Genomic DNA, 22,235 nt, shown 5'->3' on the forward strand with positions numbered 1-22,235 from the left:
CGCGACCACCTGCGCATCCCGATCACGGACGACCAGCTCGAAGCGGACCTCTACCGGCCGCCGTACTACCACCCCGGCATGGACTCCCCCGAGATCCAGTACCTGATGGACCGCCGCAAGCAACTCGGCGGCTTCGTCCCCGAGCGGCGCTCCAAGCACGCCGACGTCACCCTCCCGGACGAGAAGGTCTACGAAGTCGCCAACCGCGGCTCCGGCAAGCAGCACGCCGCCACCACCATGGCGTTCGTCCGCCTGCTCAAGGACCTCATGCGGGACAAGGAGTTCGGCAAGCGGATTGTCCCGATCATCCCCGATGAGGCACGCACCTTCGGCATGGACGCGTTCTTCCCGACGGCGAAGATCTACAACCCGAACGGCCAGAACTACCTCTCCGTGGACCGCGAGCTCGTCCTGGCGTACAAGGAGTCCATCTCCGGCCAGATCGTGCACGCCGGCATCAACGAAGCCGGTTCCGTGGCAGCCTTCACCGCCGCCGGAACGTCCTACGCCACCCACGGCGAACCGCTCATCCCGGTCTACGTCTTCTACTCGATGTTCGGCTTCCAGCGCACCGGCGATTCCTTCTGGGCGGCCGCCGACCAGATGACCCGCGGGTTCATCATCGGCGCCACGGCCGGCCGCACCACGCTGACCGGCGAAGGCCTGCAGCACGCCGACGGACACTCCCCCATGCTGGCGGCAACCAACCCGGCCGTCATCACCTACGACCCGGCATACGGCTACGAGATGGGCGTCATCATGCGTGACGGCCTCAACCGGATGTACGGCCCCGGCGAAGCCGGGAAGGAAATTGCCGACAACGATCCGTCGCGGAACGTGATGTACTACATCACTGTCTACAACGAGCCGATCGTGCAGCCGCCCGCACCGGCGGAACTCGATGTCGAGGGCATCATCAAGGGCATCTACCTGCTGGCGCCGGCCAAGATTGACGGCCCGCGCACGCAGATCCTGGCCTCCGGCGTGTCTGTTCCCTGGGCCCTGGAAGCCCAGCGGGTCCTCGCCGAGGACTGGGGCGTCTCCGCGGATGTCTGGTCCGTGACCTCCTGGACCGAACTGCGCCGCGACGCCATGGCCGCCGAGGAAGACTCCTTCCTGAACCCCGGCCAGCCCGCCCGCGTCCCGTTCGTGACCCAGCAGCTCGCCGGCGCCACCGGTCCGATCGTGGCGGTCACTGATTACATGAAGGCCGTACCGGACCAGATCCGGCAGTTCCTGCCGAACGAGTTTGCCTCGCTCGGCGCTGACGGCTTCGGCTTCTCGGACACCCGCGCCGCGGCCCGCCGCTTCTTCAAGAACGACATCCACTCGGTTGTGGTCCGTTCCCTTCAGATGCTGGCCCGCCGGGGCGAAGTGGATGCCCAGGCACCTGCCCAGGCCATCGAGAAGTACCGCCTGCACAACGTGAACGCCGGCACCACCGGCAACGCGGGCGGCGACTCCTAACCGCGCTTCAGCGCAAGAGCGAACGTTCGACGGCGGCTCCCACCGAAAGGTGCGGGCCGCCGTCGGGCGTTTAACCGCCTCACCTCTCTCCTGCCTCCCTCCGGGGGGTGCCCTGGACTGCCGCGGGCCGCTGTGATGCAGGACAAGGGCAGTTGTAGCCTTCGCACAAATGGAGCTTGGGCGGCCCGCCCCGTATGCTCAATGCATGGCAGAGCCGATCACCACTCCCGAAAAACGCAAGCCGAGCTCGAGGGCGATGACTCCGGAGAAAGCAGAAACCCTCAAGAAGCTCCGGGCCAGTGTGGGCCAGCTGTCGACGACGACGCTGCGCCAGTTGGAGAAGTCCCTGCCGTGGTATGGCCGGCTGAACTCGGATGAACGTTCCGCCCTGGGCATGGTGGCCCAGAACGGCATCGCGGCTTTCGTCACCTGGTACGAACGGCCGAGTTCGCCGTCGTGGATCCTCTCCGACGTCTTTGGTACCGCGCCCACCGAACTGACCCGCTCCATCAGCCTGCAGAAGGCGCTCCAGCTGATCCGGATCGTGGTGGAAGTCGTCGAGGACCAGGTCCCGGTGATCGCCCCGGAAGCGGACCAGGGGGCCCTCCGGGAGGCCGTGCTGCGCTACTCGCGGGAGGTCGCGTTCGCGGCCGCCGACGTCTATGCCCGCGCCGCGGAATCCCGCGGCTCCTGGGATACCCGGCTGGAAGCCCTGATTGTCGATGCCATCCTCCGCGGCGAAAACACCGACGCGCTGCGGTCCAGGATCGCGGCCCTGGGCTGGAAAGCACAGGAACGCTTCACCGTCATGGTCGGAAATTCCCCGTCCGAACCAAGCGCCAGCTACGTCAGCGAACTGCGGCGCACGGCGGGGCGTTTCGCCGAGGACGCCCTTGTGGGGATCCAGGGCGACCGCCTCATCCTGATCCTGGGCGGGGTCCACGACCGGGAGACCGCGTACCTGAAACTCAGCGAACTCTTTGCCCCCGGCCCGGTGGTCTACGGCCCGGAGGCCGGGTCCCTCCTCGAGGCCAGCGGCTCCGCCCAGTCCGCCTTTGCCGGCCTCACCGCGGCCCGCGCGTGGCCTTCCGCGCCGCGCCCGGTGGCGGCCGATGACCTGCTCCCGGAGCGGGTGATCTCCGGCGACGACGCCGCCCGCCGCTCGCTGGTCAAGAACATCTACCGCCCGCTTCTGGCCGCCTCCAACGGGCTGGTGGAGACCCTCGGCACGTACCTCGAACTGGGCCATTCACTCGAGGCCACGGCCCGGGAACTCTTCGTCCATGCCAACACAGTGCGCTACCGGCTCAAGCGCGTCTGCGACGTCACCGGCTGGGATCCGCTGCTGCCGCGGGAGGCGTTCGTGCTCCAGACCGCCCTCGTCGTGGGCCGGCTTTCTGCCCCGCCGAAGGCCCCCACAGAGCGGCAACCTCCCCGCAACGGCTCCTGAACCGTTGTAGACTTCCTACAAACTGACCCAGTGAGCTTGGTGCATGAAAACACGAATGTTCACGCGGTAATTTGGAAAGCTGGTTACGTGCTTGCAATCGTTTGCCCTGGACAGGGCTCCCAGACCCCTGGTTTTCTGGCCCCTTGGCTGGAACTGCCACCCGTCGCAGGCCTCCTGGCCTCCCTCAGCGAAATAGCAGGCATCGACCTCACCGCCCACGGCACCACCTCCGATGAGGAGACCATCAAGGACACCGCAGTCGCGCAGCCCCTGATCGTCGCTGCGGGCCTGGTGACGGCAAAGTCGCTGTTCGACGTCGAACTCGGCACGCTTCCCGTCATCCTTGCGGGCCACTCCGTCGGCGAAATCACCGCCGCTTCCCTCGCCGGTGTCTTGTCGGAGTCCGAAGCCATGACGTTTGTCCGCGAACGCGCCAACAGCATGGCAGCCGCTGCCGCCGCCACCCCCACCGGCATGAGTGCCGTCGTGGGCGGCGACCCCGCCGAGGTCCTGGCAGCCATTGGCGCCGCCGGGGCCACGGCCGCCAACGTCAACGGGGCCGGCCAGACCGTAGCCGCCGGCACCCTGGAGCAGCTGAAGGCCCTGGCGGAGAACCCGCCGGCCAAGGCCCGGGTCATTCCGCTGAAGGTCGCGGGCGCATTCCACACCTCGCACATGGCCCCCGCGGGCGCGGCCCTGCAGGCCCTGCGTCCGTCGCTGCACCCGAAGGATCCGCAGGTGCCGTTGCTGTCCAACTTCGACGGCGCGGAAGTCACCGACGGCGCCGCCGCCRTCGACAGCCTGATCGCCCAGGTCTCCCGGCCGGTCCGCTGGGACCTGTGCATGGAGACGATGGTGCAGCGCGGCGTGACCGGCGTCATCGAGCTGGCTCCCGCCGGAACACTGGCGGGCCTGGCCAAGCGCGGCATGCCCGGCGTCAAGACAGTCACCGTCAAGACCCCGGACGATCTTTCCGCGGCCCTGGCCCTATTTGCAGAACTGGAGGGAGGGGCATGAGCGTTCCCACTCTGAAGCAGGCACCGGTGCAGGCAAACACCCGCATCATGGGTATCGGCGCTTACCGGCCCAGCGTGATCGTGACCAACGAGGACGTGTGCCAGTGGATCGACTCTTCGGATGAGTGGATCCGCCAGCGCACGGGCATCATCACCCGGCACCGCGCACCCGCCGATGTCAGCGTGATTGACATGGCCGAGGGCGCCGCACGTGAAGCCCTGCAGAAGGCAGGCATCGAGGCCTCCCAGCTCGGCGCCGTGATCGTCTCCACGGTCACCCACCCGTATGCGACCCCGTCCGCCGCAGCGAGCCTCGCCGACCGCCTCGGAGCGACGCCGGCCCCGGCCTTCGACATCTCGGCGGCATGCGCCGGCTACTGCTACGGCATCGCCCAGGGCGACGCCCTGGTGCGCTCCGGCGCGGCCTCCTACGTCCTGGTGGTCGGTGCCGAAAAGCTATCCGACGTCATCGACAACACGGAACGGACCATTTCCTTCCTGCTTGGCGACGGCGCGGGCGCCGTCGTGATCGGCCCCTCCGACACCCCGGGCATCGGCCCCTCGGTGTGGGGTTCGGACGGCAGCAAGTGGGATGCCATCGGAATGACCCACTCCATGCTGGACATCCGCGAGCTCGCCCTGACCGGCAAGCACGGCACCGCCGTCAGCGAAGAGGAAGCGGCAGTGACCGACGCGTCCCTGTGGCCGACCCTGCGCCAGGATGGCCAGACTGTCTTCCGCTGGGCCGTATGGGAGATGGCCAAGGTGGCCCAGCAGGCCCTGGACGCCGCCGGCATCCGGTCCGAGGACCTCGCCGCGTTCATCCCGCACCAGGCCAACATGCGCATCATCGACGAGATGGCCAAGAAGCTGCAGTTGCCCGAGACCGTCAAGATCGCCCGCGACATCGCCGACGCCGGAAATACGTCGGCGGCGTCCATCCCCCTGGCCACCCACCGCCTGCTTGAGGAAAACCCCGAGCTCAGCGGCGGGCTGGCGCTGCAGATCGGCTTCGGAGCCGGTCTGGTCTTCGGCGCCCAGGTGGTCGTGCTTCCTTAGGCAGCCACCGCTTTTCCGAACTAAATACGTTCCACCCGTTTCACCCTTGCACCGCATGTCCTTCACTTTCAGGACCCGCCCCGCATGCTGTGCTCGCAAGCATTCCCGCACCAAGCCGAACCCTCGGTTTGAATCATTTCCGCCCGTAGGCTGCCGGCATTTCACCGGCAGCCGAGGGCAATAACCAGAAAAGGAGCCATCAATGGCTAGCAACGAAGAAATCCTGGCCGGCCTGGCTGAAATCGTCAACGAAGAGACCGGCCTGGCCACGGAGGCTGTCGAAATGGACAAGTCCTTCACCGAGGACCTGGACATCGACTCCATCTCGATGATGACGATCGTGGTCAACGCCGAAGAGAAGTTCGGCGTCCGCATCCCGGACGAAGAGGTCAAGAACCTCAAGACCGTCGGCGACGCCGTCGGCTTCATCGCCAACGCCCAGGCCTAGTCTGGCTTCCGCCGGTATCGGCGGACCCCGGTGCCCGGTCCGGGCGCTGCAGCAGTGCCCGGACCGGACCACCAACAATTGAACGACCCCAAAGTTTCCCCTCGCAGGCCCCGGCCATCCCCTTCGCGGTTCCGGATACGGCAGGCGCACCGACAGAGAGTGATCCCATGGCACGCAAAGTAGTCATTACCGGTCTGGGTGCCACCACACCCATCGGCGGCGATGTCCCCACAATGTGGAAGAACGCGCTCAAGGGCGTCTCCGGCGCGCACACGCTTGAGGACGACTGGGTGGCCAAGTACGAGCTGCCTGTCCACTTCGCCGCACGCGCCTCCACCCCTGCCCTGGATGTCCTGACCCGGGTCGAGGCCAAGCGCATGGACCCGTCCACCCAGTTCGCCGTGGTCGCATCCCGCGAGGCGTGGGCCGACTCCGGCATCACCGAAATCGACCACGACCGCCTGGCAGTTGCCTTCGCGACCGGTATCGGCGGCGTCTGGACCCTTCTGGATGCCTGGGACACCCTGCGCGAAAAGGGTCCCCGCCGCGTCCTGCCCATGACCGTGCCCATGCTGATGCCCAACGGCCCAGCCGCCGCGGTCAGCCTGGACCTGGGCGCCCGCGCTGGCGCCCACACCCCCGTTTCCGCCTGCGCGTCCGGCACCGAGGCCGTGCACGTGGGCCTGGACCTGATCCGCGCCGGCAAGGCCGACGTCGTCGTGTGCGGCGGCGCCGAAGCCGCCATCCACCCGATGCCGATCGCCGCCTTTGCCTCGATGCAGGCCCTCTCGCGCCGCAACGACGATCCCGAGCACGCCTCACGCCCCTACGATCGTGACCGCGACGGCTTCGTCATGGGCGAGGGCGCCGGTGCCCTGGTGCTCGAGGCCGAGGAACACGCCCTGGCCCGCGGCGCCCGGATCTACGCCGAACTGGCCGGCACGTCGGTCACCGCCGACGCCTACCACATCACCGCCCCAGACCCCCAGGGCCTGGGCGCCACCCGCGCGCTGAAGGCTGCCATGTTCGACGGCCGCATCCAGCCCGAAGACATCGTGCACGTCAACGCGCACGCCACTTCCACTCCGGTCGGCGACAAGCCCGAGTACGCGGCCCTCAAGGCCGCCCTGGGCAAGCACGTGGACTCCGTCGCGGTCTCGGCCACCAAGTCCCAGATGGGGCACCTGCTCGGCGCTTCCGGTGCCGTGGAGGCCGTACTGACCGTCATGGCCATCTACGACCGCAAGGCGCCGGTGACCATCAACCTCGAGAACCAGGATCCGGAAATCCCGCTCGACGTCGTCACGACCGCCCGCGACCTGCCGGCCGGCAGCATCGCCGCGCTGAGCAACTCGTTCGGCTTCGGCGGCCACAACGCCGTGATCGCGGTACGCAGCGTGTAGCTGCACGACCGGCAGCACGCCCGCAGCACGCCGGGACGGCAGATGGCGGCAATGTTCTTCGTGAACATTGCCGCCATCTGCTTTTGGCGCCTTGCTATGGAATTGCTGAGGTGGTGCGCCCGGTGAGGCCCTAGCCGACCTGGTGCAGCCAGCGCACGGGGGCGCCTTCGGCGGCGTGCCGGAACGGCTCGAGTTCCTCGTCCCAGGCCTCGCCCAGGGCGAGGGAGAGTTCGTGGTAGACGGCCGAGGGGTCGCCTGCGCCGGATTCGTAGGCGTAACGGATGCGGTCCTCGGACACCATGATGTTGCCGTGGACGTCAGTGGTGGCGTGGAAGATCCCGAGCTCCGGGGTGTGCGACCAGCGGCCGCCGTCCACCCCCTGGCTCGGCTCCTCAGTGACTTCATAGCGCAGGTGGGCCCAGCCTCGCAGAGCGGACGCCAATTGAGCCCCCGTGCCCGGCGTTCCGGTCCACGACAGCTCGGCCCGGAACATTCCGGGCGCGGCAGGCTGAGCGGTCCACTCCAAGTCCGTCCGCTTGTCCACGACAGACCCTATGGCCCACTCGACGTGGGGGCACAAGGCAGTCGGGGCCGAGTGAACGAACAACACACCTCGGGTCAGTGCAACAGACATTCCATCCTCCATAGCTGTAGGTACGTCTTCCCCAACGACCTGTGCCTGGATGTCTGTCTGTTGCGCGGATCCGAATTTATGCCGGCGGTCCCTGCCAGACTACTAATATACAACCGGGTTCAAAGCTGGGACGTGGTGCATTCCAGCTTCAAGTTCAACTTGAAACTTCCCGGGCGTGAGTTTTATTCTGCCTTACCCCTCCTAATTACGCCAGTGCGATTCGGCGCGTCTTTTCCGGCGCGCCGTGCACGGTTCGGCAGTCCTGTAGGTGGACCCTGGTCCGCTTGGCGCCGGGCAGGTATGCGGGCGGAATCCCGGGCAGGAATCCGGGCCGAATTGTGCGCCTTTCCGGCCGGCCGGACGCGCCCGGCCGAAGATCCTCAGGCCCGGGGGTGCGCCTGCTGGTAGCTCTGCCGGAGCCTCTCGACGGACACGTGGGTATAGATCTGGGTGGTGGCAAGGCTGCTGTGCCCGAGGATTTCCTGCACGGCGCGCAGATCGGCCCCGCCGTCGAGCAGGTGGGTCGCTGCGGAGTGCCGCAGGGCGTGCGGCCCAGTGGCGGCGGTGTCTCCCAGCCGTTCCAGCATCTCCTTGACCACGCTGCGGATCTGGCGCTGGTCCACCCTTCCGCCGCGCGCGCCCAGGAAGAGCGCCGGGCCGCTGGTCCCGGTAGCGAGGGCCGGCCGGCCCCGGCGGAGCCAGTCATCGACGGCGAGCGCCGCCGGCAGCCCGTAGGGTACCGTGCGTTCCTTGTTGCCCTTGCCGAGCACCCGGAGGGTTCTGCGGTCCGGGTCGAGGTCGTCAACGTGCATGCCAGCCAGCTCGCCAACCCGGACACCGGTGGCGTAGAGCAGCTCCACCATGGCACGGTTGCGCAAGGCCAGCGGTTCCCCCTCGGCTGAGGCGGATTCGGCGTCGTCCACGAGCCGCCGGACCTGTTGCTGGTGCAAGACGCCGGGCAGGGACTTCTCCCGCTTTGGCGCCTTGAGCCGCAGGGCGGGGTCGGCTTCGATCAGCTCCTCACGGACAGCCCAGGCGGTGAAGGCCCTGGCGGTGGCGGCGCGGCGGGCCAGGGTGGCGCGGGACTTCCCGGACTCGCTCTGGGCGCCAAGCCAGCGCCGCAGGGTCCCGAGCTCCAGCCCGGCAAGGTCGTGGACGCCCTCGGTTGCGGCGTGCGCGAGCAGGCTTTCGACATCGGAAAGATAGGCCCGCACGGTATGGGCGGACCTGCCCCGCTCCGCTTCCAGGTAGCGGCCGAAGCGTGCGGCGGCGAGCTGGATATCGCCGTCGGGCGCGGCGGGCGGGGCAGCGGGGGGATCCTGTGTAGACACCCTCTTACTCTGGCAGTATTCCCCCGGCATTCAAGGAGCCGGTCGGCGAGCCGCTTCTTCCCGGTGAAGCAAGCCATCTCAGTCCGCCTTCCCGGAGCGTTTCCAGCCGCCGTGCCGGGATTCGGCCAGCCCCAGCAGCCCCAGCCGGCCAAGACCGGCTCGGACCGAGTCCGGGCCCAGCCCGGCCACCGCGGCCAGCTTCTCGACCGAAGTAGTGGTCCGAAGCGGCAGGGCATCGAGCAGGATCAGGTCCTCCAGGGTCAGGCCATCGTGGGCTTCGGACCGGCCTGCCTTGCCCGGGGGCATCGCCTCGCCGCTCGGGGAGGCGAGCTCGGCGATCTCCCCGGCATCCGTGACGCATACCGCGCCACCTTCACGGAGAAGCCGGTGGCAGCCGGCGGAGTTGGCGCTATGGATGGAACCGGGCACGGCGCCCACGGCCCTGCCCAGACTTTCGGCATGGTGGGCCGTGTTGAGGGCGCCGGAGCGCCACCGGGCCTCGACCACGACCGTGACGGAGGCCAACGCCGCAATGAGCCGGTTCCGCTGCAGGAACCGGTAGCGGGTGGGAGCGGACCCGGGCGGAACCTCGGCCAGGACCGCGCCGCGGTTCGCCACGGTCCGCAGCAGGTCCTCATTGCCGGCGGGGTAGAAGCGGTCCACTCCCCCGGCCATGACGGCAATGGTGGGCACACCGCCCGCGCTTCCGGCCAGGGCCGCCCTGTGGGCGTGGGCATCAATCCCGTAGGCCCCGCCGGAGACGATCGTGAAGCCGCGCTGGGCCAGCGAGTAGGCGAGGTCGCCCGTCACCGATGCCCCGTAGCTGGTGCTGTCCCGGGAACCCACGAGGGCTACGGACCGGGCCGCCGGGGGCAGCTCCTGTTCCACGCCGCGCCACCACAGGCACAGGGGCTCCTGCAGTCCGAGGTCCGCCAGCTGCCGCGGCCACAAGTCATCCGTGGGAATGATGAGGCGTCCGCCGAGCCGGTGCATGGTGGCCAGGTCCCGCTCCGGGGCGAGGTCGGGCACGCGCGGGGCCCAACGCTTCAGCCCCTCGCTGAGCCCGGACCAGCCGCTGCCGGACCCGCTGTCCACCAGGATTCCAGTGATCTCCTGTTCGAGCCCGGGACCGGCGGCCAGCGCGCCGCTGGCAATCCGCAGGGCGTCCTGCGCCCCCACTGCCTGGACCAGTGCCAGGGCCGCCGCGTCCTGCGGCTCGAACAGGCGGGCCAAGGCGGCGCGGGCTGTTCGTTCGTCATCAATCATTGTGGTTCCTTTCGCACGGCTGGGGTGGGCTTCGTGCCGGCAGGCTCAGGGTGAGACCGCGGCGGCCTGCCGCAGGCCCAGCGCCTGCCCGACGTCGTCTGCGTCCGGGACGTCGTGCCGGGACAGGTCCGCAAGGGTCCATGCGAGGCGCAGCACGCGGTCGTAGCCGCGGGCGGTCAGCACTCCGCGCTCCAGCGCGTAGTCCAGGATGCGGGTGGTGGGGGCATCGAGCCGCAGGGACCCGCGCAGCAGCCGCCCCGGCACCTGCGCGTTGGTTTCCATCCCGAATGGCAGCAGCCGGTCCAGCTGGCGGGCCCGGGCCGCCCGGACCCTTTCCGCGATGCTGGCCGTTCCTTCCTCGGCCGCAGGTTGGCCGAAGCCGGCGAGCGAGACCCGCTCGACTTCGAGCTGGATGTCGACCCTGTCCAGCAGCGGCCCTGACATCCGGGCCTGATACCGGCGGCGCATGATGGGCGTGCAGATGCAGTCCACTCCTTTGCCCGTTGCCTTGCCGCAGGGACAGGGGTTGGCTGCAAGGACCAGCTGGAACCGGGCGGGATAGGCCGCGGACCCGGCCGAGCGGTGGATGACCAGCTCACCGCTTTCCAGCGGCTGCCGCAGGGCGTCCAGGACGCCGCGGTCGTATTCCGGGGCCTCGTCCAGGAAGAGCACCCCGCGGTGCGCCCGGGACGCTGCCCCGGGCCGCGGCAGGCCGGACCCGCCACCGATGATGGCCACCGCGGTCGCGGTGTGGTGCGGGTTCTCGTAGGGCGGGCGGCGCAGCAGCTGCACGGAGCCCGACGGCAGCGAACACAGCGAGTGGATGGCAGTCACCTCCATGGCCTCGGTGTCGCCCAGGTCCGGCAGCAGCCCGGGCAGCCGCTCGGCGAGCATGGTCTTCCCGGCACCCGGCGGTCCGGTCAGCAGTACGTGGTGGGCACCGGCAGCGGCTACTTCCAATGCACGCCGCGCCGCCGCCTGGCCGGAGACATCGCACATGTCCGGCACCAGGGCGGGACCCGTGCCGGGTTCGGGGTGGCCGGAGTCCTCGGTCTCGGGTTCGAAATCGAGAGCGAGGTCCTGCGGGTCCGCGCCGCAGTCAAACGCGAGCCGGGCCAGTGTGGCGTAGCCCCGGACCCGCGCGCCGGGGACCAGCTCGGCCTCCGCCACGTTCGCCCGGGCCACGACGACCTCGGGGTAGCCGGCCCGGACCGCGGCCATCACGGCCGGAAGGATACCGCGCACGGGCCGCAGCCGGCCGTCCAGGCCGAGTTCGGCGATGAAGACCGTGCGGCCCGTGGGCCGGATGTCGTTCGCCGCCAGCAGCACGGCCATGGCGATGGCGAGGTCGAATCCCGAACCGCGTTTGGGCAGCGATGCCGGAATGAGGTTGGCCGTGATCTTCCGGCGACTTAGCGGGATCCCCGAATTCTGCGCCGCCGAGCGGATCCGTTCCTTGGCCTCGTTCAGTGAGGCGTCCGGCAGGCCCAGGATCACGAACGCCGGCAGGGTCTGGCCGATGTCGGCTTCGACCTCCACGATGTAGCCGTGGAGGCCCATGAGGGCGACGGAATAGGTCCGGCCCAGGGCCATCTACCCCACCCCTTTGAGGTGCTCGACGGCGGGCTCGCCGATGCCGTCGTCGACCACCGCGATCACGTCCAAGCGGCACAGCGGCATCCACAGCCCCTGGGCACGGCACCACGCCGCTGCCAGCCGGTGGAGCCTGGCCAGCTTGTCCGCGCCGACAGCCTCAAACGGATGCCCGAAGGCCAGGGATTTCCGGGTTTTCACCTCGGCGATGACCAGCGCGTCGCCGTCGAGCGCGACAATGTCGATCTCACCCTCCGGGCAGCGCCAGTTCCGCTCCACGATCCGCATGCCGTGGGCCTGCAGGAAATCCGCCGCGAGGTCCTCTCCTCGCCGGCCCAGCACATCCTTAGCTCTCATGCCTCCAGCGTGGGGCGGTATTGGTATCAGGCACAGGGGGCATCGGCGCTATGTGGGAAACTCCCGGATGTTCCCTGGCAACGGGGATATAAGTCGACTGAATGATAGGCTCCCAGCCCACTTACGGGCCATGTACTGAAATGCACTGGTCATAGCGAAGCCGGCAGTCTGCGATCACCGCAGAGTCTGTCGAAGGTGGCTTCTGAGCTGAGCCGCCGATCACGTGCGGAGGCAGATCACCCCTGTGGGAGCCGGTGGATTCGCAGGCCGACACGGTCGACCGCCCGAAGGGGCCATGCTCGGAACTTTAAGGACCCCGCGTCGAGGACCGAGCCTTTGTCCGGATCGGTGAGCGGCATGAATGCAATCTCTAAGCTCCGCGGACGCGGGTGAGCCGGTCCCGATGGGATTGAGGAGTACCGCCCGTGCCTGGAACAAATGGATTCGCATGCGGGGGTCGGCATGTTGTCGTTATTCCTGCATGAAGGACTTGGCATGAACCCCGCCAGCTATCCCGGCTGGCGGGGTTCATTTGTCATACGCTGATGGCCGGTGTCTCTCTTCGGGCCATCCGTTCTTATTTGACCACCGCGGCGGTGGCGGCTGAGGTCTTCACGGCGGTGGTATAGCCGGTTTTGTACGCTGTGACCCGAACCGTCATGGCCTTGCCGACGTCGGCGCTGCTGGGTTTGTAGGCTGCGGAGATTGCGCCGGTGATCGCCGCGCCGGAGCGGTACCACTGATAGCGGGGACTGATCGTGGACGGTGACCAGATGCCAAGGTTGGCGGTGAGGGTCGACCCGACCTTGGCGGTACCCGTGATCTTCGGCGCCGGTCCGACCAACGAACCCTTCAGCACTGCCGCTGTCGCGGCTGAGGTCTTCACCGCGGTGGTATAGCCGGTTTTGTACGCTGTGACCCTGACTGTCATAGCCTTGCCGATGTCGGCGCTGGTGGGTTTGTAAGCTACGGAGGTTGCGCCGGTGATCGCCGCGCCGGAGCGGTACCACTGATAGCGGGGACTGATCGTGGACGGTGACCAGATGCCAAGGTTGGCGGTGAGGGTCGACCCGACCTTAGCGGTACCCGTGATCATCGGCGTCGGCCCAACCAACGAACCCTTAACCACCGCGGCGGTAGCGCTGGACGTCTTGGCCATGTTGGCGAAACCGGCCTTCGATCCGGTCGCGGTCACTGTCAGCGTCTTTCCGACGTGGGCACTGGTCGGCTTATAAGTACTGCTTGTCGCTCCGGGAATGACGACGCCGCCGGCCTTCCACTGGTAGGCCAGGCTCACCGGAGCCGGACCCCAGGTTCCGGGGACGGCGGTAAGCGTCGAACCGACCTTCGCGGCACCAGTGATCGTAGGGGCCGCCCCCGAAAGGGAACCCTTGAACGCTGCCACCCACAGGGCCGGCGCGCCTGGGGCCAAAACATAGCCCATCTTCGCCCGCGCGCTCACGATGACGACCCAGGTCCCGGGATACGTACCCGCAGCCACGACTTGCCCGTCCACAAGGTACTCGACACCGGTCGTGGCGGGAACCGTGTAGGTGTCGTCCTTTGTCCCGACCTTGTCAATGAACGTCACTGCCGCGGGAGAGACCGGGAACGGGGTCGCCTTAAACGTCATCGACCACGACGCCAAGGCACCAGGAGCCAGGGCGTAATCGGTTTTCGGCCGCGCTGTTGCCGTGACCTTGCCCATGGCCGGATACTTACCCGCAGCCACGACCCTGCCGCCGACGAGATAGTCGATGCCGGTCGTGGCTGGAACGCTGTAGGTATCCTCGTTCGTCCCGTCCTTGTCCGTGAAAGTGACGGCCGCCGGAGCGACCAGAAATGGGGTGTTCTTGAACCTCATCCACCAGGTTGCTACGGCACCAGGAGCCAGGATGTAATCGGGCTTCGCCCGCGCGCCTGCGAAGAAAATCCCGTCGGTCGAATACGAATACGAATACGAATGCGTGCCCGCAGATACAACCTTTTGAAGACCGGCGCCACCGACGAGGTAGTCAATGCCGACCGTCTCGGGGATGGTGTACGTATCGTTAGCCGTGCCGTCCCTGTCCGTCATCACGATAGGGGCAGGAGTCACCTGGACCGGGGTGGCGACGGGCGTTGTGGGCGTGCTGAAACTTTCGTAGGTGACGTAGCCTCGGTTGTACGCCCGCACCCGTGCCACGATGCTGTGCCCGATGTCGGCGGCCCTAGTCATGTAGGTAGGACTACTGCCGATTAGCTGTTGCAGGGAGTCCAGATGCATCCACCCGTACTCGACTCTGGTTGGCTTAGGGTCTAGTGCTGCGAGTTCCATCTTCAACGTAAACCCCACGGAAGGCGGACCTTCTACCTGGAGCTTCGGTGAATTGGAATACTCGCGGAGAGGATCCAACCTGAAATCTAGGCTTGCCCAGTCAATCGCGACTGGGGCGGGATCCTTCATGTCCGACGGGAATTTCTCGACTCTCCCGTCACGCCAGTACACGACACGTTTGTCATCGGGCCATGACCTCACCTCGATGTGAGAGAGCGAGACAGGACCCAGCGGCCATCCATTCAGATCGCCAACTGCTGTGTTTGCATACCCCGCCCCGCACTCATCAAAGCAGACGTCATGTGTGGCGCCGAGGCTGTCTTCGTAGAAGAGGTTGCCGTAACCGATTGCCCCGACCCTGACCACGACTTGGTCTTGGTTTATGTCTTGGTCGGGGTACATCACCGCAGGCGAAAGCATTCTGATATCCGTTAGTGATGGTGACTCGCTAGTATCTACGGCTACAGACGGTGCCACTGAACCAACAATCAATGTCATTGCGGCCGCTAGGACAAATACAGCGGAACGACAGCGCTTAATAGACCTTTTCATTTATCCCCCAGATGATGATGACTAGACCCTACACGCCTCAACGCATCTAAGATCTCCAAACCGGATTCCGGCCGCACCATTAACAGATAGGCGGCAACAACCGGGGATACTCACGGAACAAAGAGTTCGCCATCAATCCCGTCGCGGCCTATCTGTTCAAGACGATGCAGCGCGAGCTGAGCCATATCGTCCACGGTCACACCGCTGACGAGAAGTTGGCAGAGTACTGCAACCACCGCGGGATCTTCGAGTTAGAAGCCGAGGGATCGGCCTATCTCATCATGAACGAGCTAGCCGGCCGATCAGTTCGACGCCGACGAGAGCCTGCACCACATCCAGCAGTGGCTAAAGGGGTCACAAGCCAGATGAGAGGGGTATACGCAGCGCGTTCAGCACTGTTGATCGCATAATCAAGGCAGGACGAAAAGAACTGCAGGAGGGACAGGAATGAAAGTACTTTTCCTCGATATTGATGGAGTCGTCAACCGCGTAGGTACGAGACAGCGCTTTCGCAGCTTCCTGGGCATCGATCCTTTCCTGGCGTTCARGGTCAGAAAGATCATCCTCGACACGGACGCAGCCGTTGTTCTAACGTCCACATGGCGGCATATCCAAGGCGGCCGTGAAGAAGCCGACCGGCACGTTTACAAGACCTTTGACGTTACTCCGTCAGCAGACACAGGTTTTCGTGGCGAGGAGGTGAAAATGTGGCTGGACCGGCATCCGGAAGTGACGCGGTATGCAATCGTCGACGACGACACTGACTTCTATGCCGATCAGCCATTGTTCAAAACGAACTGGCAAACCGGGATCTCCGACGAGGTTGCGCAGCAGGTAACCGAATTTCTCAACAGTGGAGATGGCCCATGAGTGCACATCTACCACCGTTGGGAAACTTCGCCGAAGCGCCTGCCGACGCCTCGGAATCCGGGCGGATCCCGGGGGAGCACTGCCGGCGATCAATTCCGTGGCGGCATTGACAGGACGTGTTGATGCGATTGTCAGGCAACGAAACGTAGCCAATGCCCGCACGGCTCACCTAGGCTTTTCCCAACGCCCTCGAACTCCCCGGGGCGTCCGTAGTCTCTCCTGAGGATCGGCCGAAGGATCGGCGTATGGAATATCGAGCGGCCCAGCCGCTGGGAACGCAGCAGCTGACGGAACCAGGTCCGCCCGGCGGGCAGGCGGGACCCAGCTGGCCCCCACCACCGCGGCCTGAGCCCGAGACCTGGCCCCCACCAGCGCAACCGGATCCAGGATCCGGGCCCGCCCGACCCGAGCCCGAGACCTGGCCCCCACCAGTGCGGTCAGAGCCCGGCCCCGCGCCAGAGCCTGAGCCGGCAGCTCCGGCGGGAAAACGTAAGCACCGGGTCCGGAGGCTGCTCGCCAGGATCTTCAAGTTCGCCCTCGCCATGGTGGTCATCACGGAGCTGGCCGCCGTCTCCTTTATCTGGTTCGCCCCCCCGCGCACTGCCTACATGCTGCAGACCGGCGGCCCGATCGCCTACCAGTACGTGTCCCTGAACCACATCAGCCGCTATGTCATCGCCGCGGCCGTCGCCCACGAGGACCAACAGCTGGGAACCCGTGTTGGCGCGTTCTCCGTCGATGATTTCCGGGACAGGGCCGTCGCCTACCTGCAGGGCAGGGATGACCCGAGCGGTTCCACGGTCCCGCAGCAGCTGGTCAAGAACATCTTCCTGTGGCCTGATGCGAATGCCCTGAGGAAGGGGCTGGAGGCCGGGCTTGCAACCGAGTTCAGCCTCACCCTGACCCCGCAACGGATCATGGAGCTGTATCTGAACTACGCGCAGTTCGGCCCGAAGCTGTACGGCATCTGCGCAGCGAGCTGGTACTACTTCGACGAACCCCCATGGAACATGTCCGAGTATCAGGCTGCGCAATTGATGGGGGTCCTGCCGCTGCCCACACTCGTCACCCGGGCGGCGGGAGGCGGCATCTATCTCGGCCCGGGGGTCCACCCCAAAGTGTGGGACTACGTCAACGGTGCGGCCAATGTGTGGGTCCCCAAGCAGATCGAGGGGCTCGGCGGATGGAAGGCGGCCGTCGCAACCATCGGCATCGGCGACACAGCGTCCGACCACGCCGCCGAGCGGGGATCCGCAAACCCGGATGGCTGCGGTTCGTATCCGGAGAGTGTGCTGGACCTGTTGCGGCACCAGGGCGTTGCCCTGGACCGCAACGGGAACCCTGCGCCACCCAGGGGCTAGGAAACCCGAAAACTAGGAAGCCAGGGTCAGTTGCCCAGGTCCTCGACCTTGGGCAGGGCGAGTTCCTCGCTGCGGGGCAGTTCCTCTACGTTCACGTCCTTGAACGTGATGACGCGGACGCTCTTGACGAACCGGGCGGAGCGGTAAACATCCCACACCCAGGCGTCCTGCAGGGTCAAGTCGAAGTAGACCTCGCCGTCGGCGCTGCGGGCCTGCAGGTCAACATGGTTGGCAAGATAGAAACGCCGCTCGGTCTCGACCACATAGCTGAACAGCCCGACGACGTCCCGGTATTCGCGGTAGAGCTGTAGCTCCATGTCGGTCTCATAGTTTTCAAGGTCCTCGGCACTCATGGTTCCATCTTGCACCATCCGGCGCCGGCCGCGCGCCACAGTGCGCCGGCCGCGCCACCGGCCGCCGCGCCCGAGCGGCCAGAACAGCTAGAGCAGCTGCCAGCTGACCCGGTGGTACGGCGTGGGACCGGAGGTCCGCAGCGCCTCCTTGTGCGCTGCGGTGCCGTAGCCCTTGTTCACGTCCCAGCCGTAGGCCGGGTATTGGGTATGCAGCTCGCACATCATCGCATCGCGCTCGACCTTGGCGATGATGCTGGCCGCGGCGACGCTGAGGCACTGCATGTCGGCTTTGACCAGTGTGTGCACCGGGGCATCGCAACCGGGTTCGGCGGGGGCATCGTCAAACAAGGACGGCTGCAGATCCGGCGAGAGCCAGTTGTGGCTTCCGTCCAGCAGGACAACTTCGGGCCTGATTCCGACGGCGAGCACGGCAAACCAGGCCCGGTTCCCGGCAAGACGGAGCGCCGCGATGATCCCGAGTTCGTCGATCTCGTTCGCGGACGCATGCCCGACGGCGGAGGCGACGCTCCAGTCCCGGACCAGCGGCACCAGCCGCTCCCGGTCCGCGACCTTGAGCAGCTTGCTGTCCCGGACATCGGCCAGGAGCTTCTGTTGCTGCAGGTCGACGACGGCGATCCCCACGCTGACGGGACCGGCCAGGGCGCCGCGGCCGACCTCGTCGATGCCCGCGAGGAGCCGCGCGCCGGAGCTGCGGAAGCGGCGTTCGTAGTCGAGGGTGGGGGCTGCTGACATGACGGGCGGCTTACTTTCCGGACGGGGCAGGGACGCTGCGGAAGACGTCCGGGTAGTTGTCCAGGGCCGACATCCTGTTCAGCGGCCAAGCGATGACGGCGGCCTTGCCTTCAATGTCGGATTCGTTGACGAAGCCGCCGTTGGTGTCCATATGGGCGCGGGAATCCGCGGAGTGGTTGCGGTTGTCGCCCATGACCCAGACCTTGCCCGCGGGCACGACGACGTCAAAGTCGCGGACCTGGGGAATCTCTGCGGAATTGATGTATTTCTCGTCCAGCGGCGCGCCGTTGACGGTGAGCTGTCCGCCGGCGTCGCAGCAGACCACGTGGTCACCCGGGAGTCCGATGACGCGCTTGACCAGGTGCTGTTCCGAGTTGTCCGGCAGCAAACCGACGAACGTCAGCCCGTCCTGCACCCAGGTGAAGGGGCCCTTGGCCTTCGGGGCCGCGGGGGCGAGCCAGCCCTGGCTGTCCCGGAACACCACCACGTCCCCGCGCTGGAGCGCCATGGGCTCGGGCACGAGCAGGTTCACGAAGATGCGGTCGTTCACATCGAGGGTGTTGACCATGGATTCGGACGGGATGTAAAAGGCCCGGAACAGGAAGGTCTTGATCAGGAAGGACAGCACGATCGCCACGACGACCACCGTGGCAACCTCCTTCAGCCACAGGAAGAGCGGGCTGCGCCCTTCACGGGCCTTGGCCTTCCTGGCCCGGCGGGATGTCGGATCGGCGTGGGCGGGGCCGTCAGCCCGCTCCCTCCCGGTCGGCCCAGGCCCGGTCGGCCCAGCCGCGGTCAGGGCAGTCTCCGACCGGGTAGCCTCGATACGGGCAGCCTGCATACGATCAGCGCGCTGCGCACCGGCGCTGTCGTCCCGCGCAGGAGCCGACGCCGGAGCAGGAGCCTGCGCACCAGCCGGTGGATCCGCCGGCTCGTCCGCGGGGATCGCCGAGGCGGTAACCCGGGGTCGGTCCTGGCCCTGCGGATCAGGAGTGCGCGGTTCGGTCTCGGGCATCTACTGTCCGTTCGTCGTCGTCGTTGTCGCAGCCGGTTCGGGCCGCGCTACTGCTGCAAATCTATCAAGCGGCCAGATGATCTGTACCGGCCTGCCAATGACGCGTTCCAGCGGCACCATGCCCCCGCCAGGGGCGCCCAGGAGGCTCCGGGAGTCGGCGGACATCGAGCGGTGGTCCCCCATGAGCCAGAGCCGCCCGGCAGGCACCTGGACGGCGAACTGCACATCGCTCGGGGTGTCCCCCGGATACACATACGGTTCCGCAACTTGCTGGCCGTTGACTGTGAGCCGGCCGCCGGCATCGCAGCAGACCACACGGTCGCCGGGCAGTCCGATGACGCGCTTGACATACGTGGTGTCGCTGCCCGCCAGGCCAAGCCAGCGTCCGGCTTCGGCGAGGGCATCCACTACGGGGCCGTTGCCACTGTTGAGCGGGGCGAAGGAACCGCGGCCGTCAAAGACGACGACGTCGCCCCGGCCCAAGGGCTTAGCTTGGAAGCCGGTCCGCGCCACCACGATCCGGTCCCCCGTGTGCAGGAGCGGCTCCATGGAGGCGGACGGGATGAAGAAGATGTCCACCCACAGGGAGCGGACCACGGCGCTGATGACCACGGCGAGCACCAGGGCCAGCAACGCAAAACGCCAGCCCGGTTTCCTGGGCTGGCGTTTTGGCTGTTCCATGTTCCGTATCCCCTGGCGCTGTCGTGAACTAATGTGCGCTGTTGCGGATAGCTCCGGCGCCGCACTAGCTGACGCACCGGATACGGTCCGTGGATCCGCGGTGGAAGCCTGTCGTGGAAGACGAAAAGGCTTACTTGGCGGTCTGGAAGTCGCGCTTTTCCTTGATCTTCGCGGCCTTACCACGCAGGTTACGCATGTAGTAAAGCTTGGCGCGGCGCACGTCACCCTTGGAGACGAGCTCGACCTTGTCGATGATCGGGGAGTGCACCGGGAAGGTACGCTCCACGCCGACACCGAAGGAGACCTTGCGGACGGTGAAGGTTTCGCGGACGCCATCGCCCTGGCGGCCAAGGACGAAGCCCTGGAAGACCTGGACGCGGGAGTTCTTGCCTTCGATGATGTTCACGTGAACCTTGATGGTGTCACCCGCGCGGAACTCGGGAACATCGGTGCGCAGCGAGGCTGCATCTACGGAATCGAGGATATGCATTGATCCACTCCTGGTGAACGCCACAGGTCACTCACGTTGGGTTACGGCGGGCAAGGCCGGTGGCATGCGCCGCCCGGAAATTTCCGCCGAAAGTTTGTCAATCCGGCCCTGTCAGGAGTAGACGGGGCCGGGGTGCCGGACTGTTGGTAGCGCTCCCCCTGTGGCAGGTTCGCAACCCAGCAGGCACAAGGACTAATTTTGCCACATTTTCTGCGGGTTAGCCCAATCCCGGCGGTTAGGCGTCGGGACGGCGCAGCAGGCGGCCGTCGACGACGTCGTACCCCAGGTCGGAGAAGGCCGTACGGTCCGCGCGCGGCAGCTTGCCGGCGTCGAACTCCACGAGGAGGTCGGGGCGGCGTTCGGCGGTGCGCCGGTACTGCTCATGCCGGCGCCACTGGGCGATCTTGCCGTGGTTGCCGCTCAGCAGCACGGCCGGGACGTCCCGGTCCCGCCAGCTGGAGGGCTTGGTGTAGACGGGGTATTCGAGCAGCCCGTCCGAGTGGGATTCCTCCACGAGGGACTCGGGGTTGCCGACGACGCCGGGCAGCAGCCGGCCGATGGCTTCGACCATGGCCAGCACGGCGACTTCGCCGCCGTTGAGGACGTAGTCCCCCAGGCTCATCGGGCGCACCGTGAAGTGCTCCGCGGCCCATTCCAGGACCCGTTCATCGATGCCCTCGTAGCGCCCGCAGGCGAACACCAGCTGGTCTTCCTCCGCCAGTTCGTGCGCGGTGGCCTGGGTGAAGCGCTCCCCCGCCGGCGACGGGACGATCAGGACAGGCTTGGCGGCACCGTCCGGGCCGGCAGACTCTGCGGTGCCGCCGTCGTCAGGCGCGCCGGCGTCGTCAGGCGCGCCGGCGTCCCCGGACCGCCCGGCGGCCACGGCGGTGAGGGCCTGCGCCCAGGGTTCGGGCTTCATGACCATGCCGGCGCCGCCGCCGTAGGGGGTGTCATCGACCGTGCGGTGCCGGTCGGTGGTGAAGTCCCGCAGGTCATGGACCTTGAGGTCCAGCAGGCCGTCCTGGCGGGCCTTGCCGATCAGCGACAGCTCCAGCGGGGCCAGGTACTCCGGAAAGATGCTGACGACGTCGATTCTCATCTACGCTTTGCCCTGGTCTTCGGAGTTCCGGGCCGCGGCACCCTGGGCTTCGGGAGCCTGGGCTGCGGGGTTTTGGGCATCGGGGTTTTGGGCCTCGGGCGCCTCGTCCGTGTTGACTTCGAACAGTCCGGGCGGCGGGGTGACGAGGACGTACTTTTCAGCCACGTTAACCTCGGGCACAATCTGCTCGACAAAGGGGATCAGGACTTCCGTGCCGTCGTCCGTGGTGACGACCAGCAGGTCCTGGACGGGCAGCGTGTGCAGCGCCGAGACCTTGCCGACCACATTGCCGCCCACGCGGACCTCCAGGCCCACGAGCTCGTGCTCGTACCAGCCCTCGTCGTCGTCCTCGGCGCCGATGTCTTCAGTTTCGATGAACAGCTTGGCGCCGCGCAGGGTCTCGGCCTCGTTGCGGGTCTCGATCTCGTCAAAGGCCAGCAACAGGATGTCCTTGTTCCAGCGGGCGCTGAACACCGTCAGCGGCCCGGCCGAGGCGGGTTCCACGATGAACTGGGTGCCGGGGACAAAACGGTCGCCGGGCGCGTCGGTGAGCACCTGGACGGTCACTTCGCCGCGGATGCCGTGGGGCTTGCCGATTCGTGCCACCTGGAGCTGCATCTGTTCCTCTGTTCGGGGTTGGTGATTCTGTATTCTCTGGTGCGGAATAACGGGAAAACAGTCCGGCCCCTCCACCGTTATCTGGTGAAGGGGCCGGACTCA

Annotated in this window: 22 protein-coding genes; 8 read left to right on the forward strand and 14 right to left on the reverse strand. The window is 66.8% G+C overall.

Translation table 11 applies throughout. From position 1 onward, the window contains the following. The 6 genes from AC1DZV_RS09260 to fabF form a co-directional block, all read left to right on the forward strand. The coding region (locus tag AC1DZV_RS09260; protein ID WP_476874058.1) for a transketolase-like TK C-terminal-containing protein at nucleotides 1–1,467 on the forward strand (1,467 nt) is incomplete at its 5' end. Between the two features lie 205 nt (nucleotides 1,468–1,672). Next, nucleotides 1,673–2,917 (forward strand): PucR family transcriptional regulator, encoded by a 1,245-nt coding sequence (locus AC1DZV_RS09265; RefSeq protein WP_018773431.1) that lies wholly within the window; start codon nucleotides 1,673–1,675, stop codon nucleotides 2,915–2,917. Between the two features lie 87 nt (nucleotides 2,918–3,004). Next, nucleotides 3,005–3,934: an ACP S-malonyltransferase gene (locus tag AC1DZV_RS09270; protein ID WP_476953517.1), complete on the forward strand. Its 930-nt coding sequence runs from the start codon at nucleotides 3,005–3,007 to the stop codon at nucleotides 3,932–3,934. Further along, the gene (locus tag AC1DZV_RS09275) at nucleotides 3,931–4,992 is read left to right on the forward strand and encodes a beta-ketoacyl-ACP synthase III (protein ID WP_476953518.1); all 1,062 of its coding nucleotides are present in this window, start codon (nucleotides 3,931–3,933) and stop codon (nucleotides 4,990–4,992) included. Before AC1DZV_RS09270 ends, AC1DZV_RS09275 begins: the two co-directional genes overlap by 4 nt. Nucleotides 4,993–5,194: 202 nt before the next feature. After that, nucleotides 5,195–5,440: an acyl carrier protein gene (locus AC1DZV_RS09280; RefSeq protein WP_090578669.1), complete on the forward strand. Its 246-nt coding sequence runs from the start codon at nucleotides 5,195–5,197 to the stop codon at nucleotides 5,438–5,440. Between the two features lie 167 nt (nucleotides 5,441–5,607). Beyond that, nucleotides 5,608–6,843: a beta-ketoacyl-ACP synthase II gene (gene fabF, locus AC1DZV_RS09285; protein ID WP_028275211.1), complete on the forward strand. Its 1,236-nt coding sequence runs from the start codon at nucleotides 5,608–5,610 to the stop codon at nucleotides 6,841–6,843. A 130-nt stretch (nucleotides 6,844–6,973) separates the two neighbouring features. Here the strand turns inward: fabF and AC1DZV_RS09290 are convergent, their stop codons facing one another. From AC1DZV_RS09290 to AC1DZV_RS09320, 7 genes are all read right to left on the reverse strand, one after another. After that, nucleotides 6,974–7,477: a DUF3145 domain-containing protein gene (locus AC1DZV_RS09290; RefSeq protein ID WP_026266435.1), complete on the reverse strand. Its 504-nt coding sequence runs from the start codon at nucleotides 7,475–7,477 to the stop codon at nucleotides 6,974–6,976. A gap of 380 nt (nucleotides 7,478–7,857) precedes the next feature. After that, the gene (locus AC1DZV_RS09295) at nucleotides 7,858–8,808 is read right to left on the reverse strand and encodes a tyrosine recombinase XerC (RefSeq protein WP_476953519.1); all 951 of its coding nucleotides are present in this window, start codon (nucleotides 8,806–8,808) and stop codon (nucleotides 7,858–7,860) included. A 78-nt stretch (nucleotides 8,809–8,886) separates the two neighbouring features. Next, entirely contained in the window at nucleotides 8,887–10,074 is a 1,188-nt protein-coding gene (dprA, locus tag AC1DZV_RS09300) for a DNA-processing protein DprA (protein ID WP_476953520.1), read from the reverse strand. Nucleotides 10,075–10,119: 45 nt separating this feature from the next. After that, on the reverse strand, nucleotides 10,120–11,667 hold the full coding sequence (locus AC1DZV_RS09305; protein WP_476953521.1) for a YifB family Mg chelatase-like AAA ATPase: 1,548 nt from the start codon (nucleotides 11,665–11,667) through the stop codon (nucleotides 10,120–10,122). After that, a complete protein-coding gene (locus AC1DZV_RS09310) occupies nucleotides 11,668–12,024 on the reverse strand; it encodes a YraN family protein (RefSeq protein ID WP_476953522.1) in 357 nt (118 codons plus the stop codon). It abuts the gene before it with no gap. 577 nt (nucleotides 12,025–12,601) lie between these two features. After that, nucleotides 12,602–14,242 (reverse strand): hypothetical protein, encoded by a 1,641-nt coding sequence (locus tag AC1DZV_RS09315; protein WP_476953523.1) that lies wholly within the window; start codon nucleotides 14,240–14,242, stop codon nucleotides 12,602–12,604. Between the two features lie 761 nt (nucleotides 14,243–15,003). Then, nucleotides 15,004–15,129, reverse strand: coding sequence for a hypothetical protein (locus tag AC1DZV_RS09320; protein WP_476947004.1), 126 nt, complete (start codon nucleotides 15,127–15,129; stop codon nucleotides 15,004–15,006). Between the two features lie 211 nt (nucleotides 15,130–15,340). Between AC1DZV_RS09320 and AC1DZV_RS09325 the strand changes: the two genes are divergently transcribed. Both AC1DZV_RS09325 and AC1DZV_RS09330 read left to right on the forward strand, forming a co-directional pair. Further along, nucleotides 15,341–15,763, forward strand: a complete 423-nt coding sequence (locus AC1DZV_RS09325; protein WP_476953524.1) for an HAD domain-containing protein — start codon at nucleotides 15,341–15,343, stop codon at nucleotides 15,761–15,763. 431 nt (nucleotides 15,764–16,194) lie between these two features. Then, entirely contained in the window at nucleotides 16,195–17,124 is a 930-nt protein-coding gene (locus AC1DZV_RS09330) for a transglycosylase domain-containing protein (protein ID WP_476953525.1), read from the forward strand. A gap of 26 nt (nucleotides 17,125–17,150) precedes the next feature. Here AC1DZV_RS09330 and AC1DZV_RS09335 read toward each other — a convergent pair whose 3' ends face one another. The 7 genes from AC1DZV_RS09335 to rimM form a co-directional block, all read right to left on the reverse strand. Then, on the reverse strand, nucleotides 17,151–17,477 hold the full coding sequence (locus tag AC1DZV_RS09335; RefSeq protein ID WP_018773443.1) for a DUF2469 domain-containing protein: 327 nt from the start codon (nucleotides 17,475–17,477) through the stop codon (nucleotides 17,151–17,153). Between the two features lie 87 nt (nucleotides 17,478–17,564). Then, nucleotides 17,565–18,230, reverse strand: coding sequence for a ribonuclease HII (locus AC1DZV_RS09340; RefSeq protein WP_476953526.1), 666 nt, complete (start codon nucleotides 18,228–18,230; stop codon nucleotides 17,565–17,567). A gap of 10 nt (nucleotides 18,231–18,240) precedes the next feature. Then, the gene (gene lepB / locus AC1DZV_RS09345) at nucleotides 18,241–19,245 is read right to left on the reverse strand and encodes a signal peptidase I (protein WP_476953527.1); all 1,005 of its coding nucleotides are present in this window, start codon (nucleotides 19,243–19,245) and stop codon (nucleotides 18,241–18,243) included. Next, the gene (lepB, locus tag AC1DZV_RS09350; protein ID WP_476953528.1) at nucleotides 19,246–19,926 is read right to left on the reverse strand and encodes a signal peptidase I; all 681 of its coding nucleotides are present in this window, start codon (nucleotides 19,924–19,926) and stop codon (nucleotides 19,246–19,248) included. It abuts the gene before it with no gap. A gap of 130 nt (nucleotides 19,927–20,056) precedes the next feature. Next, entirely contained in the window at nucleotides 20,057–20,416 is a 360-nt protein-coding gene (gene rplS, locus AC1DZV_RS09355) for a 50S ribosomal protein L19 (RefSeq protein WP_018773447.1), read from the reverse strand. A 235-nt stretch (nucleotides 20,417–20,651) separates the two neighbouring features. Beyond that, complete coding sequence (gene trmD / locus AC1DZV_RS09360; protein WP_476953529.1) at nucleotides 20,652–21,515, reverse strand: tRNA (guanosine(37)-N1)-methyltransferase TrmD; 864 nt, start codon at nucleotides 21,513–21,515, stop codon at nucleotides 20,652–20,654. Further along, a complete protein-coding gene (gene rimM, locus AC1DZV_RS09365) occupies nucleotides 21,516–22,133 on the reverse strand; it encodes a ribosome maturation factor RimM (protein WP_476953530.1) in 618 nt (205 codons plus the stop codon). Between the last annotated feature and the right edge of the window lie 102 nt (nucleotides 22,134–22,235).

Source organism: Arthrobacter sp. P1_D12 (genome assembly GCF_056406175.1).

What these genes read in the sequence shown, in the direction of transcription:
- AC1DZV_RS09265 (WP_018773431.1), top strand. Translation starts at nt 1,673, where the DNA reads ATGGCAGAGCCGATCACCACTCCCGAAAAACGCAAGCCGAGCTCGAGG.
- AC1DZV_RS09275 (WP_476953518.1), top strand. Translation starts at nt 3,931, where the DNA reads ATGAGCGTTCCCACTCTGAAGCAGGCACCGGTGCAGGCAAACACCCGC.
- AC1DZV_RS09280 (WP_090578669.1), top strand. Translation starts at nt 5,195, where the DNA reads ATGGCTAGCAACGAAGAAATCCTGGCCGGCCTGGCTGAAATCGTCAAC.
- fabF (WP_028275211.1), top strand. Translation starts at nt 5,608, where the DNA reads ATGGCACGCAAAGTAGTCATTACCGGTCTGGGTGCCACCACACCCATC.
- AC1DZV_RS09290 (WP_026266435.1), bottom strand. Translation starts at nt 7,477, where the DNA reads ATGTCTGTTGCACTGACCCGAGGTGTGTTGTTCGTTCACTCGGCCCCG.
- dprA (WP_476953520.1), bottom strand. Translation starts at nt 10,074, where the DNA reads ATGATTGATGACGAACGAACAGCCCGCGCCGCCTTGGCCCGCCTGTTC.
- AC1DZV_RS09305 (WP_476953521.1), bottom strand. Translation starts at nt 11,667, where the DNA reads ATGGCCCTGGGCCGGACCTATTCCGTCGCCCTCATGGGCCTCCACGGC.
- AC1DZV_RS09310 (WP_476953522.1), bottom strand. Translation starts at nt 12,024, where the DNA reads ATGAGAGCTAAGGATGTGCTGGGCCGGCGAGGAGAGGACCTCGCGGCG.
- AC1DZV_RS09315 (WP_476953523.1), bottom strand. Translation starts at nt 14,242, where the DNA reads ATGACTAGGGCCGCCGACATCGGGCACAGCATCGTGGCACGGGTGCGG.
- AC1DZV_RS09335 (WP_018773443.1), bottom strand. Translation starts at nt 17,477, where the DNA reads ATGAGTGCCGAGGACCTTGAAAACTATGAGACCGACATGGAGCTACAG.
- AC1DZV_RS09340 (WP_476953526.1), bottom strand. Translation starts at nt 18,230, where the DNA reads ATGTCAGCAGCCCCCACCCTCGACTACGAACGCCGCTTCCGCAGCTCC.
- lepB (WP_476953527.1), bottom strand. Translation starts at nt 19,245, where the DNA reads ATGCCCGAGACCGAACCGCGCACTCCTGATCCGCAGGGCCAGGACCGA.
- lepB (WP_476953528.1), bottom strand. Translation starts at nt 19,926, where the DNA reads ATGGAACAGCCAAAACGCCAGCCCAGGAAACCGGGCTGGCGTTTTGCG.
- rplS (WP_018773447.1), bottom strand. Translation starts at nt 20,416, where the DNA reads ATGCATATCCTCGATTCCGTAGATGCAGCCTCGCTGCGCACCGATGTT.
- trmD (WP_476953529.1), bottom strand. Translation starts at nt 21,515, where the DNA reads ATGAGAATCGACGTCGTCAGCATCTTTCCGGAGTACCTGGCCCCGCTG.
- rimM (WP_476953530.1), bottom strand. Translation starts at nt 22,133, where the DNA reads ATGCAGCTCCAGGTGGCACGAATCGGCAAGCCCCACGGCATCCGCGGC.